The sequence below is a fragment of the Planococcus plakortidis genome (assembly GCF_001687605.2).
Classification (GTDB): Bacteria; Bacillota; Bacilli; order Bacillales_A; family Planococcaceae; genus Planococcus; species Planococcus plakortidis.
This window is the reverse complement of sequence record NZ_CP016539.2, coordinates 900,127-913,287: the sequence shown is the minus strand read 5'-3', so window position 1 is coordinate 913,287 and position 13,161 is coordinate 900,127. Positions and strand designations below refer to the sequence as shown.

Sequence of the window (13,161 nt, the reverse complement as noted above, 5' to 3'; positions counted from 1 at the left end):
GTGACTTTCTAGCTTACGCCCTTGCTTCATCTAAACCTTCACGCATTCAAGCGGAAAATTACCAGCACGCAAAAAAATAGCCAGTACGGCTCCATTCACCGAGTGAAATACCTAGGCTAATTGAAGTTTCTCTTTATTTTACCAATAAGTGGCACCGAAGCAAACCCGATTCACTCGATTTCGAAGCTTTGCAGTTTTTATCGCTCTAGATGCTATCGTTTCATGCACTATGGTAAAATCAGTAATCATAGAATAGGAGGATGCTTATGATCGACTTAACATATTCCGAGGCCATCGAGTCTGCGGTAGATCTTAAAATGAAAACACGCTTGCAGCAAATCCAGGAGGGTCTGTATGCGAAACAAGGGGACGGCTCTGATTTCCTCGGCTGGCTCGATTGGCCTTCTTCCATGCCCCAGGAGTTCCTTGAAAAAATCGAAGACACCGCTAAAGCGATCCGTGACAAGGCCGATGTATTGGTCGTCATCGGGATCGGCGGTTCCTATCTAGGGGCAAAAGCCGTCCTTTCTGCCTTGTCGCCTTATTTCCAGAAAGACGAGCAATTGGAAGTGCTGTTTGCGGGACATCAAGTGAGCGGTGAATACTTGAAGCAATTGCTTGAACACTTAGAAGGCAAGGAAGTCGTCGTCAATGTCATCTCGAAATCCGGCAAAACGACGGAACCGGCCATCGCGTTCCGTTTCCTGCGCAATTATATGGAAAAACGTTATGGCGACGGGGCGGCGGAACGGATCATCGTGACGACCGACGCTGAAAAAGGGGCGCTTCGCCAATTGGCCGAAACGAAAGGCTATGAACGCTTTATCGTGCCGGATGATGTCGGCGGGCGCTACTCCGTCTTCACGGCAGTCGGGCTGTTGCCGATTGCCGCTGCCGGGCATTCGATCCGTGATCTTGTAGAGGGCGCAAAAGAAGCGGAAGCAGCTTACCGTGAGGCAGGCCCTGACCAGAATCCTGCGATGCAATACGCGGCGATCCGCCATCACTTGTACATCCAGGGCTATACGACAGAAGTGAACGCCATCTTCGAGCCGAAGCTATCGTTCGTCCAGGAATGGTGGAAACAATTATTCGGTGAAAGCGAAGGAAAAGAAGGAAAAGGCATCTTCCCGGCATCGGTCGTGTTCACGACTGACTTGCACTCGCTCGGCCAATTCATCCAGGACGGGCAGCGCAACCTGTTTGAAACCTTCCTGCTGGTGAAAGAAGCACAGCAAGATCTGGAGATTTTCGAAACGCCTGAAGACGGAGACGAATTGAATTACATTGCCGGCTTGTCCTTGCAGGAATTCAACCATATCGCCCATAAAGGCACATCGAATGCCCATTTGTCGGGCGGCGTGCCGCAAGTGAGCTTGACCGTGGACCGCATTGACGAATCCCAGATCGGCCATTTGCTGTATTTCTATATGCTGAGCTGCGCATACAGCGCGTATCTTCTCGGCATCAACCCATTCGACCAGCCGGGCGTCGAAGAATACAAGAACAATATCTTCAAGCTCCTGAAAAAACCAGGATTCTAAAAAAACGCTTTTCCCGAACAGCCTTCTGGCCGATCGGGAAAAGCGTTTTTCAATAGGATATTTCGGTTCCGCAAGCTTTAAGCGAGCTTATACACACGAGCTTCATATGGTTTTAATTGATGCATATCGCGGTCTTCGTAATTGGCCAGCAGCAGTTCTGCGCCTTCCGGTTCCAGCCAGGCGCAGGTCGTGCTTCCGAGATTCGACAGGATGAGCACCTGTTCGTCGCCTTGCGTGCGCGTATAAGCGTAAACATCCTCGCAGTCGGTCTCGATCAAATCGTAGGTTCCATAGACCAGCACATCCATGCTTTTCCGCAAGAAAATCATTTGCTTATAGAACGACAACACGGATGCCGAATCTTGCATCTGGCTTTCGACATTGAGCCATTCGAAGTTCGGGTTCATCTGCAGCCATGGAGAGCCTGTCGTGAATCCGGCATTCTCTCTCCCGTTCCATTGCATCGGCGTACGGGAATGGTCACGGCTCGTCGATTTCAATAAGGTCATGATCGCCTCATGTTCCATGCCTTCCGCCAAATTGTAGAAATACAGATTATGCGTATGGACATCGTCATAATGATGGATTTCCTCGAACGGCGCATTGGTCATGCCGATTTCCTGGCCTTGATAGATGAACGGCGTCCCTTGCATGAAGAAATACATGCAAGCGAGCGCTGTCGCACTTTCACGCCAGTATTCACCATCATTGCCCCAAGTCGAGACGACGCGCGGCTTATCGTGGTTTTCGATGAACAACGCATTCCAGCCGACGCCATCGACCGCTTTTTGCCAGCGCGTCAAGACGGTTTTCAGGTCATTGACGTTGATGCCTTGTTTGACATCGCTGTCCCACAGTGTCAGATCCTCGAATTGGAACACCATATTGAATTTGCCGTCTTCTTCGCTGATCCACTCATCGATATCTTCCGCATAGACGCCGTTCGCTTCCCCGACCGTCATGATGTCGTATTTCGCAAAGGTCTCATCGCGCAGTTCCGCAAGCAAAGGCTGGATGCCATCGACATTCATCATTTTTTCCCATGCCGGTACCCACGGTTTGCCTTCTTCGATCGGCAAATCGCTGAAGTCTTTCTTGATGTGGCTGATGGCATCGACGCGGAACCCGTCGATGCCTTTATCGAGCCACCAATTGACCATTTTGTAAAGCGCTTGACGAACTTCCTTGTTTTCCCAGTTCAAGTCCGGCTGTTTTTTCGAGAAGATGTGCAAATAATATTGCCCGGTCTTCTCGTCGAATTCCCATGCCGGCCCGCCGAAGATGCTTTCCCAATTGGTCGGGCGGTCGCGCCAAATATACCAGTCGCGTTTCGGGTTGTCGAGTGATGAGCGTGATTCCAAAAACCATGGATGCTCATCGCTCGTATGGTTGATGACCAGGTCGATGATCAATTTCATGCCGCGTGCATGCACTTCTTCGAGCAAGCGGTCGAAATCGGCCATCGTCCCGAGTTCATCCATGATTTCCTGGTAATCGCTAATGTCATAACCATTATCGTCATTCGGCGATTTATACATCGGGCAGATCCAGATGACATCGATCCCCAGTTCCTTCAAATAATCCAGTTTTTCCGTGACGCCGTTGATATCCCCAATGCCGTCCCCGTTCGAGTCATTGAAACTGCGCGGATACACTTGATACGCCACGGCTTCTTTCCACCATGTTCTGTTCATAATCGTTTCCTTTCAAAGACTTTGGCAAGAGCCCCTTTCGATCAATGTCGCCGGGACAATGATGTTCCGGGGAGCTGCTTTGCCATCGTTTATTTTTTCCAACACCAGGTTCGCCGCTTCCACTCCAAGGTCGAAAATCGAGATGTCCACCGTACTGAGGGGCGGTTTCAAATGGCTAGACAAAGTATGGTTGTTGAACCCGACAATCGACACATCGGCCGGCACGGCAATATCCAAATCTTCCAGATAACTGATCACTTCATAGGCGACCAAATCATCGTGCGTGACGATGGCCGTCGGCGGATTTTTTCGCTCCATCAAGTTGCGGATTGCCTGCTGCTCGTGGCCTTCCATTTCCTCCTGTGTGACGACATAATCCGGAGAGAACGGAATCCCCGCTTGATCGAGCGCTTGCCGATAACCGCTCAAGCGGTCTGCAGAGACGATGAAATCGGAGGCACCGCCGACAAACGATATATCCCGGTGCCCAAGTGAAACCAAATAGCCAACCACTTGTTTCGCGATGGCAACATTGTCGTTATCGACATAGGAAATGGCCTCCGGGCGCGTGTAGGGCCGGCCCACCACGGAAAACGGAATGCCGTTTGCGAGCAGGTAATCCATGACTTTATCATCTATTTTCGAATACAGCAGGATGATGCCGTCGACGCGTTTCCCTTGTGTCATCGCCACCACTTCTTCATAGATTTCCTGCTCCGTCGCGCCAGTCGATAGATACAGGCCATATTGGCTTTGATGGGCACTGACAGAAATGCCGCGCAACACTTCCGGGAAGAACGGGTTCTGGAAAGCGAGCGTCGTGGAGTTTTCCATGATGACGCCGATCGCTTTGCTTTTTTGAACCACCAAATTGCGCGCCTGGAAGTTCGGGTAATACCCCAGCACTTCCATGGCTTGCCGTACTTTGCGCTTTGTTTTCGGGGTGATCTTCGGATGGTCCGCAATAACCCTGGAAACCGTCGCCGGCGAGACTTCGGCCAGTTTCGCGACGTCTTTGATTGTAATCGCCATAACGATTGCCCCCTTTTATTTTACAGCGCCATCCGAGACACCTTTGATGATCGAGCGTTGGGCAAAGAAATAAAAGATGATGACAGGAATGATCGCGAGCGTAAGGCCAGCGAGCGCCAAATGCCATTGTTTCGTATATTCGCCGAAGAAGAAGAACATCTTCAGCGGAATCGTTTCACTGCCGGTCGTGTTGATGACAAGCGACGGCAGGAGATAATCGTTCCAGATCCAGATGATATTGAGTATGGCGACCGTGACAGTGATCGGCTTGAGGATCGGGAAAATGATATGCCAAAACACTTGCCAACGGTTCGCCCCGTCGATTTTTGCCGCTTCATCGAGCGATTTCGGGATATTATTCAAAGCACCATGATACAGGAAAATCGACAGGCTCGCACCGAAACCGATATACATGAAAATCAACCCGCCGCGGTTGAGCATATCAAACTGGCCGAATACCGTGACGAGCGGGATCATGACCGATTGGAACGGGATGAGCATCGCCGAGACGAACAGGAAAAAGAGAATTGTGGATATCTTGCTTTTCGCACGCGATAACGCGTAAGCTGCCATCGCCGAGAACAGGACGATCAAGACGACACTGACGACGGTGATCAATAAGGAATTGAACAAGGTTGTAAGAAAATCGAGTTCCTGGAATGCCGTGATGTAGTTATCGAAGCTCCAGGCTTCCGGAGGGCTCGTCGTATCGAGGAAAATCTCTTTTTTCGACTTGAATGAATTGACGAACATCAAGTAAAAAGGCAATAGCCAGAGAATCGCCAGCAAAACGCCAAGCACCTCGACTTTAATATTCCAGCGGTTGCGCATTACATTTCGACCTCCCGGCGTTTATTGATATACACTTGTACCAGTGAAATGACAGCGACGATCAGGAAGAAAATGATCGCTTTTGCCTGCGCGTAGGCGAACGCATTTTGCACGAACGCTGTCTTGAAAATCTCCATGGCGACCATTTCCGTCGAATTGTACGGGCCGCCAGCTGTCAGCGACAAGTTCTGGTCGTACAGCTTGAAGGTATTCGACAAAGTCAGGAACATGCTGACAGTGAAGGCCGGTGCGACGAGTGGGAAGATAATGTAGCGGAAGCGCTGAGCCGTCGATGCCCCGTCGATTTCAGCCGCTTCAATCAATTCCTTTGGCAAGCCTTCCAAATAAGCGATATAGATGACCATGATGTACCCCGCCATCTGCCAGCTCATCAATATGACCAAGCCCCAAAACCCGGTTTCAGTCGTCGACAGCCAAGCCTGCAAGCTATCCATGCCGACCGCTTCGCCGACACTCGCGAACACTTTCAGGAAAATGAACTGCCAGATGAACCCGAGGATCAATCCGCCGATCAAGTTCGGCATGAAAAAGGTCGTGCGCAGCAAGCTGCTTGTCTTGATTTTCGACGTGACGATCAATGCGAGCGATAGCCCGATGAAATTGATCAAAATGACGGATACGACCGAGAATTTCGTCGTAAACCAAAGCGAGTCAAGGAAGCGCTCATCCGTGAACAAATTCAGGTAATTCTGGAAGCCGACGAATTCGCCGGTCTGGATGCCGTTCCATGCCGTGAATGAGTAGAAAAGCCCAAGCAGCATCGGCACAATCACGACAAGTGCCAGCGCCAGCAAAACAGGCGCTAAAAACAACCAATAGGATAAATCCTTTGTACGCATAGTTTAGCCTCTCTTTCTAGTTAAGCCCTGAAACAAAACAAAGCAGCACAATGGCTGCTATGTTTTGATGGACAAATTACTCCCCGCGGCTTGATTCCCATGCCGCTTTCGCTGAATCGACCACTTCGTCCCAGCTCGCTTCATCGCTCAAATATTTCTGGATGTTCGCGCCGAGTTCATCTTCGCCCCAGCCGGTCGGATAGCCCATGAAGACCCAGCCGATTGTTTCACCGGCTTCTGAAGCATCATAAATCGCTTTGGACATCGGATCGGTGATTTTGGATGTGTCGTATCCTTCGTATGCCGGGATGAATTTAAAGTCTTCCAAAACGGCCGTTTTTCCAGTATCGGACGTGTAGAGCCAATCGAGGAAATCTTTTGAGGCCGTGACGACTTCTTCATCTTGGTTCGAGTTGACGCCCCAATACATCGGCACGCCGACCGGCAATCCGCCGTCTTCCAAACCTTCAACCGGGATCGGCATCATGCCGATGCCTGAATCCGCAAGTTCCTGGTCGATTCCTGCAATCGAACCGTATACCCAGTTTCCTTGCTGGATGATTGCCACGCGTTCAAGCGAGAACAATTCTTCCACTTGCTGCGAATAATCGAGGCTCACGGTCGGCTGCTTCGAATACTCGTTCTGTAGATCGAGGATTTTTTTGAAGCCCTCGCCGTATTCAAATTCCACCGTATCTGCATCGTATGCCGTCAAGACATTATTATCGAATTCAGGCGCGAGAAACGTGTTCGACAAATGAAGCCCCGTTACCCACGTCTCTTTTCCTGGCAATGCGAAGACAGATTCAAGGCCAAGTTCGTCTTTTTTCGAATCAAGTGTCTTCACCGCTTCTTCCAAGCTTGCATAATCCGTAATGGAGGCGGCATCGATTCCCGCTTCCTCAAACAAACGTGTATTGTAGATAAATCCGTAGCCTTCCTGGTTATACGGCAATCCGAGCACTTCCGATTCGACCGTTACCCCGTCGAGCGTGCCTTCAAGCGCCGCATCCGCTGCTCCTGTATCGGATAGGTCCGTCAAATTGTCTTTCCAGTCCGCTACGTCCTGTGGCCCGCCGATATTGAAAATGGCCGGCTCATTGCCTGAAGCAAAACGGGACCGGAGTGCAGCGCCATAATCTTCCCCGCCACCGACTGTCGTAATTTCGATGTTGACGTCCGGATTTTCTTCTTCGTACTGAGCGACGACAGCTTCAAACTGGTCTTTGAATTCCACTTTGAATTGGAAGATATCGACCGTTACTTGATCTCCGTCTTCTGCAGTCGCTCCGTCATCCCCTGAACTGCACGCTGCGAGTGCGCCGGCTGACAGCAATACAGATGCCAACAACCCCTTGCTGAACTTCAATTCCTTCATAATGAATTCCCCCTTCGAATGGTTGTGCAAACGATTGCACAATATGACCAAAAAAATCGGAAACTCTTTGGTAAGCGTTTCCAACGAATAATTATTAACAGATTATCATAGTGAAAACGTTTGCACAACCTATTTTTAAAATATTTTAATTATTTTTATATCGCGCAAATAAACCGCTGGCAACCGGCGCCCTACAGGCCTGCACCAGCCTTTTGATTAAGGCGTGCGCGGGCTGCAGGACAAATTAAATCATTGTCTTCATTTATTTAAAACGAGCAGGGCAGCCCCGAGCATGCCGGCATCATTTTCAAAACGCGCCACTTCCACCGGCAATGGGTTCAACAGCACTTTCGCCAATTGGCGCTTCAATTCACCGCTCCATGACGAAGCCGATTCCGAGACACCGCCGCCGATGATGAGCATGTCCATGTCGAAGATGGCCTGCAGGCTGCTGATGTAGATCGCCAAGTCTTCAGTGAATTCGGTGACCAGCTTTTGTGCCTGGGCATCTGTTTCCGCCAGTTCGAATAATTCGGTCGGCGTCACTGTGAGCCCTGCTTCCTTGATGCGGCGAACGAGTGCCGTGCCCGAGAGATATTGCTCGGCGCAGCCATGCCGGCCGCAAGCGCAACGTGCACCGTGCGGATACAGGATCATATGGCCAAGTTCTGCAGCCCCGCCGTGCGGGCCGCCGCTCAAGAGCTTGCCGTCCCAGATGATGCCGCCCCCAAGCCCAGTGCCGAGCGTAATGCAGACGACACGCCCAAGCCCCTCGGCAGCCCCGAATTTCGCTTCGGCAAGCGCCGCGCAATTGGCATCGTTCTCCACTTCCACACTTCTCCCCGTCGCCTGTTCGAGCGGCGCTTTAACCTCCGTCCCCGTCCATCCCGGCAGCATGTCACCGGCAAAGACGATGCGCCCAGCTTTCGAGTCGACAAATCCATGCGTCCCGACACCGATGGCGGAAACATCGGGATGCTCCCCCAAAAATGATAATACCTGGCGTTCTAAATAAGGATAGAGCGGAAACTCCGTTTTCACTTGCCGCTCTGCGAGTATTTGCCCCTTTTCATTGATGACCCCCATGCGGATTTTTGTTCCCCCGATGTCTACACCGATTACTTTATCCATTCTCCCCATCCTTCCCCCGATCCATTCCTCCATTTTTATTGCCGTCAAAAAAACATAACGCTTCATATGGCCTGAGCTGCACTGCCCCCTGGTTTTCTTGAGGCGGATAATTCCCGATCAGCACGCAGCCTTTTGGCACCGGCAATTCACGCGGCGTAGCCGAAAAATTGCAGTAAACCGTCAATTGCTCATCTGCCGTTTGGCGTGTGTAGGCAAAAACCTCTTCATCCTCGCGGAACAGCAACTTGAAATCGCCCTCTGTGATGACTTCGACTTCTTTTCTAAGCGCGATTAATTTTTGGTAATAACGGAACACGGAATCCGTTTCCTCCCGGTTTCCTGCATTGATTTCGGGATAATTCGGGTTGACCGGAATCCATGGGTTGCCTTTTGTGAAACCTGCGTTTTCGGAAGCATCCCACTGCATCGGCGTCCTGGCATTATCACGGCCTTTCGCGTGAATCGCCTCCATAAGATTCTCGTGCTGCATGCCCTGCGCGCGCTTTTCCTTATACATATTCAAGGTCTCGATGTCCCGATACTCATCGATCGATGCGAACGCCACATTGGTCATGCCAAGCTCTTCCCCTTGGTAGATATACGGTGTCCCTTGCAGGAAATGAAGGCACGTGGCGAGCATCTTTGCCGATTGCTTCCGGTACTCTCCATCATTCCCGAAACGGGAGACGATGCGTGGCTGGTCGTGGTTGTTCCAATACAAGCTGTTCCAGCCATTTCCGTAGAGTTCCACTTGCCATTTCTCCAGGTTCTCCTTTAGATCCGTAAGGCGCAATGGCTGGAGCTCCCACTTTCCGCCCGGGCCCTGGTCGAGGTTCATATGTTCGAAAGTGAAGATCATGTTCAGCTCGTTGCGTCCTGGCCCCGTGTATAGCTTGGCATCTTCTGTCCCAGCACCTGGCATTTCCCCGACTGTGACGATGTCGTAATCGGATAGCACGTTTTTGTTCATCTCCTGCAAAAACTCATGGACGCGCGGCCCATTGAAGAAATGCGGCGTGCCATCGCCATCGATACCGTCGGGAAAGGATTGGTCTTTCGAAATCATATTGATGACGTCCATGCGGAAACCATCGACGCCTTTGTCGAGCCACCAGCGCATCATCTTATACACTTCATGTCGCAGCTCTTCGTTTTCCCAGTTCAAGTCCGGCTGTTTCCTGGAGAACAGATGAAGGTAATATTGCTGCCTTGTTTCATCGAATTGCCAAGCCGAACCGCTGAAGAACGACCGCCAATTGTTCGGCTGGCCCTTCCAGATATAATAATCCGGACGTTCCGTAAACCACCGGTGCTCGTCAGAAGTATGGTTGACGACCAAATCCATGACCAGGCGCATGCCGCGCTCGTGAATGCCGTCAAGCATCCGGTCGAAGTCGTCCATCGTCCCGAACTCCTGCATGATTTTCCGGTAGTCGCGGATATCGTAGCCATTATCGTCGTTCGGGGAATCGTAGATGGGCGATAGCCATAACACATCGACACCGAGTTCCTTCAAATAATCCAGCTTGCTGATGATTCCTTGGAGATCGCCTATCCCATCGCCATCTGAGTCCATGAAACTTCTTGGGTAAATTTGATATACTACTGCCTTTTTCCACCACTCCATCGTATTTTCCCCTGCTTTCCTGAAGATTTGTTCATTTCCTATCATGATACGGAAAATAGGAAAAGAAACACAGAACTTTTTTAAGTAAACCTTTTCTAAGAATAAGTTGACTTAAAATACGGCATTCTCTATACTCAATTTTAGTACATAATAAGTGGAGGGTTTTTATGACAACTTCAATCACCAGATCCAGCAATCATTCGCGCACCTTAACACTCGTGCATATCGCCATGTTCGCAGCGCTCATGGCCATCGGTGCCAATATTTCTTCCTTCCTGATTGTCGGCGGGGTACCGATCACCTTGCAGACCTTCTTCGCGATTCTCGCCGGCATCCTGCTCGGCAAGCGCCTAGGCGCTGCTTCGATGATCGTCTATGCCGCAATCGGCCTTGCCGGCGTGCCGGTCTTTGCCAAGTTTTCGGGTGGGATGGATACATTGATATCGCCGACATTCGGTTTTATCCTATCCTATATCTTCACCGCTTTTGCAGCAGGCTGGATTGCGGAAAAGATGCCTTCCAAAAAAGGGTTTATCGTCGCCGCCCTTGTCGCGACAGCCGTCAATTATGTGTTCGGCACCAATTGGATGTACGCCGCTTATAAACTATGGTTTGCCGCGCCGGAAGGCTTCACTTACGGGATGGCATGGGCTTGGATGATGGTGCCTCTTCCAAAAGACGTGTTGCTCGCTGTTTTCGCCGGCCTATTCGGCTTCCGCATGCAACCCATCATCAAGAAATATTTGCCTTAACAGGAAAAGCCAGTTGCCGGGTCCGGCAACTGGCTTATTTTTGTACATTTGGTTCGCCGACGCGCAGCTTGTAGTTCTGTTCGATAATCCGGATCAATGCCGCTAAGCTGGCATTGACCGGCGTTTCGATGCCGTGTTTTTTCCCCAATTTCACAATGCCGCCGTTGATGGCCTCGATTTCGGTCTGGCGTTTCTTCAGGATATCCATGAGCATCGAGGACTTATTGCTGCCGATATCCTGGCGGCCCATTCTCAGGCATTCTTCGATGACCGCTTCTGCGTCCGCATCCACGCCTTCCGCACGGGCGACGAGCACCGCTTCTTCTGTGACCGTGCGCAGCAAGCCTTCCCCTTCCTGCGTATTGATGATGTCCCCGTTTTTCAGGCGGGTCAGGGCTGTGATGGAGTTATATGCCGCATTGACGAATAGCTTATTCCAAATGACCGCATGGACGTCGGGCGACACTGCCGTCTTCATGCCCGCTTTATTGAGTTTTTCAGCGAAAGCTTCCAGTGTTTTGCCCGCCCTCCCTTCTTCGATACCGCCCAAGTAGTTCGTGCCCCAGCCCCTATGGAGAATCGTGCCATCGTGTTCAACGCTCGCCCCGTGCCCGAGTGTTCCGGAGATGACAGTATTTTTCGGAAACAGCTGCTGGATGGTCTCGGCGTTGCCGATGCCATTTTGCATCGTGACGATAATCGTATCCTCAGCGAGTTTACCGCGCAGCTTTCCGAGCACCGCTTCATTCGCTTGCGCTTTCAATAGGACGAGCAGGACATCCACTTGCTCATCGGCCTTCACATCCTGTACGACTTCCAGTTCGATTTGCGTAACTGAATTGTCCTTTTCGACGATCCGCAAACCTTGCTTATTGATCGTTTCGACATGGCTATTCAAGCGGTTGTATAAACGTACTTCTTCCCCGCTCGCCTTCAATTTGCCTCCAGTCAAACACGCCATCGCTCCTGCCCCGGCAATTAAAATCTTCATTCCGCTCCTCCTCCATCCATTGTCTGGTTTCTTACTTCACTATACCAAAAAAGGCCTTCTGCTTGGCAGAAGGCCTTTTGTCAGTTTGTTGCTTTCTCGTCGCGCTTAGCTTTATCGTTTTTTCCGACTTTGCGGATATCCGCCAAGATCAAGGCACCGATCAACAGTAAGCCAAGATAGCCGACGGCCGGGTACAGATAATTGACCAAAGCCGTGAAGCCGACGAAGCTGAGCGCAAAAGCGATCAACCGGCGATGATGACGAAAATCCGGAACTTCTTCGTGCCGATTTCCGTGAACCGTGCAGAGAACGATAGCAGCATGCTGACAGCCGTATTATAGATCATCGCGAAGATGACAACCGCCATGATGATGCCAAGAATCGGCGAGATATCATCCCCGATGGCAAGCATCGGCAAATCCGCTCCACCGACGACATCCACTTTTGCGAATATCGCGACATAGCTGAGCAAGATCAAGACGCCGAAGCCAACACCACGATCAATCCGCCGCGGGCAGCCACTTTCTCGTCTTTTTCGGCACCGCCCATGACGAGCGACATCGACGCCCGAGTGCGATGGCGAGCGACACATAGTTAATGGCGATAATAGCCAGTTCGGTGTAGCGGATAACTGTTCTTTAGCTACGGGGTCGAGCGCGCTGAAACTGCTGTCCATCGTGATTACGCTGTAGATGGCGATTCCCACCACCATCAAAATCAGGAACGGCGTAATGCTGGAAATGACCGTGATGACTTTCTTGACATTCATCATGATGGTCACGATGACCAGCACAATCATGATGCTGCGCCCGAATGCAGGGGCCAGGCCGAATTGTTGGGAAAAGATCGATCCTGCGCCGGCAATCATGACGACTAAGATACCGAATAAGGTCAAAATCAATGTATAGTCGATCACTTTCCCAAGCCATTTTCCGCTGATGCGATAAACCACTTCTTCATGTGAAGTCGTTTGCATCCGGCTTCCAAGGCGCGTCAAAATCATCCCGATATAGCCGAATAATGCGGTAGCGATCAAGACGCCGCCTAAGCCCCAATAACCAAAACTTGTAAAATATTGTAAAATTTCTTGCCCCGAGGCAAAGCCAGCACCAACAACGATTCCGATGAAGGCACTGGCTATTTTCAAGCTTCTTTTCATAAAACCCTCTCCCTTTTCATGATGGTGTCCGATCTCGGTATTCGATAAAAATTATTTTTATGCCGATAATTTTTCATACCCCTAATCCGGTGTGAATCAAACAAATTCTTGCTTTTCCACTTCTTTTCGCTTATTCTTCCTTATTAGTAATAGAACGCGAAA

10 protein-coding genes and 1 pseudogene are annotated in these 13,161 nt (G+C 50.6%); 2 read left to right on the top strand and 9 right to left on the bottom strand.

Annotated features, from left to right (window positions below):
* Positions 1 to 260: 260 nt before the first annotated feature.
* Entirely contained in the window at positions 261 to 1,544 is a 1,284-nt protein-coding gene (locus tag BBI15_RS04670; RefSeq protein WP_084632760.1) for a glucose-6-phosphate isomerase, read from the top strand.
* Between the two features lie 77 nt (positions 1,545 to 1,621).
* Here BBI15_RS04670 and BBI15_RS04665 read toward each other — a convergent pair whose 3' ends face one another.
* The 7 genes from BBI15_RS04665 to BBI15_RS04635 form a co-directional block, all read right to left on the bottom strand.
* Positions 1,622 to 3,238, bottom strand: a complete 1,617-nt coding sequence (locus tag BBI15_RS04665; protein ID WP_068868538.1) for a glycoside hydrolase family 13 protein — start codon at positions 3,236 to 3,238, stop codon at positions 1,622 to 1,624.
* Positions 3,239 to 3,250: 12 nt separating this feature from the next.
* Positions 3,251 to 4,270 (bottom strand): LacI family DNA-binding transcriptional regulator, encoded by a 1,020-nt coding sequence (locus BBI15_RS04660; RefSeq protein ID WP_068868537.1) that lies wholly within the window; start codon positions 4,268 to 4,270, stop codon positions 3,251 to 3,253.
* A gap of 15 nt (positions 4,271 to 4,285) precedes the next feature.
* Complete coding sequence (locus BBI15_RS04655; protein WP_068868536.1) at positions 4,286 to 5,101, bottom strand: carbohydrate ABC transporter permease; 816 nt, start codon at positions 5,099 to 5,101, stop codon at positions 4,286 to 4,288.
* Complete coding sequence (locus BBI15_RS04650; protein WP_068868535.1) at positions 5,101 to 5,961, bottom strand: carbohydrate ABC transporter permease; 861 nt, start codon at positions 5,959 to 5,961, stop codon at positions 5,101 to 5,103. Before BBI15_RS04650 ends, BBI15_RS04655 begins: the two co-directional genes overlap by 1 nt.
* Before the next feature lie 76 nt (positions 5,962 to 6,037).
* Positions 6,038 to 7,339, bottom strand: a complete 1,302-nt coding sequence (locus BBI15_RS04645) for an ABC transporter substrate-binding protein (RefSeq protein ID WP_068868534.1) — start codon at positions 7,337 to 7,339, stop codon at positions 6,038 to 6,040.
* Positions 7,340 to 7,597: 258 nt separating this feature from the next.
* Complete coding sequence (locus BBI15_RS04640) at positions 7,598 to 8,470, bottom strand: ROK family protein (RefSeq protein WP_068868533.1); 873 nt, start codon at positions 8,468 to 8,470, stop codon at positions 7,598 to 7,600.
* Complete coding sequence (locus tag BBI15_RS04635) at positions 8,463 to 10,097, bottom strand: glycoside hydrolase family 13 protein (RefSeq protein ID WP_068868532.1); 1,635 nt, start codon at positions 10,095 to 10,097, stop codon at positions 8,463 to 8,465. Before BBI15_RS04635 ends, BBI15_RS04640 begins: the two co-directional genes overlap by 8 nt.
* Before the next feature lie 167 nt (positions 10,098 to 10,264).
* Between BBI15_RS04635 and BBI15_RS04630 the strand changes: the two genes are divergently transcribed.
* Positions 10,265 to 10,849 carry a biotin transporter BioY gene (locus BBI15_RS04630; protein ID WP_068868531.1) on the top strand — a complete coding sequence of 195 codons (585 nt, stop codon included), beginning with the start codon at positions 10,265 to 10,267 and terminating at the stop codon, positions 10,847 to 10,849.
* Positions 10,850 to 10,883: 34 nt separating this feature from the next.
* Here BBI15_RS04630 and BBI15_RS04625 read toward each other — a convergent pair whose 3' ends face one another.
* Positions 10,884 to 11,840, bottom strand: a complete 957-nt coding sequence (locus BBI15_RS04625) for a ketopantoate reductase family protein (protein WP_068868530.1) — start codon at positions 11,838 to 11,840, stop codon at positions 10,884 to 10,886.
* Between the two features lie 80 nt (positions 11,841 to 11,920).
* Positions 11,921 to 12,999, bottom strand: a pseudogene (locus tag BBI15_RS04620) (YkvI family membrane protein).
* Between the last annotated feature and the right edge of the window lie 162 nt (positions 13,000 to 13,161).

Bases quoted from the DNA above. Each gene is read 5' to 3' on its own strand.
- BBI15_RS04650 (WP_068868535.1), bottom strand. From the start codon at position 5,961: ATGCGTACAAAGGATTTATCCTATTGGTTGTTTTTAGCGCCTGTTTTG.
- BBI15_RS04645 (WP_068868534.1), bottom strand. From the start codon at position 7,339: ATGAAGGAATTGAAGTTCAGCAAGGGGTTGTTGGCATCTGTATTGCTG.
- BBI15_RS04625 (WP_068868530.1), bottom strand. From the start codon at position 11,840: ATGAAGATTTTAATTGCCGGGGCAGGAGCGATGGCGTGTTTGACTGGA.
- BBI15_RS04665 (WP_068868538.1), bottom strand. From the start codon at position 3,238: ATGAACAGAACATGGTGGAAAGAAGCCGTGGCGTATCAAGTGTATCCG.
- BBI15_RS04635 (WP_068868532.1), bottom strand. From the start codon at position 10,097: ATGGAGTGGTGGAAAAAGGCAGTAGTATATCAAATTTACCCAAGAAGT.
- BBI15_RS04670 (WP_084632760.1), top strand. From the start codon at position 261: ATGCTTATGATCGACTTAACATATTCCGAGGCCATCGAGTCTGCGGTA.
- BBI15_RS04630 (WP_068868531.1), top strand. From the start codon at position 10,265: ATGACAACTTCAATCACCAGATCCAGCAATCATTCGCGCACCTTAACA.
- BBI15_RS04660 (WP_068868537.1), bottom strand. From the start codon at position 4,270: ATGGCGATTACAATCAAAGACGTCGCGAAACTGGCCGAAGTCTCGCCG.
- BBI15_RS04655 (WP_068868536.1), bottom strand. From the start codon at position 5,101: ATGCGCAACCGCTGGAATATTAAAGTCGAGGTGCTTGGCGTTTTGCTG.
- BBI15_RS04640 (WP_068868533.1), bottom strand. From the start codon at position 8,470: ATGGATAAAGTAATCGGTGTAGACATCGGGGGAACAAAAATCCGCATG.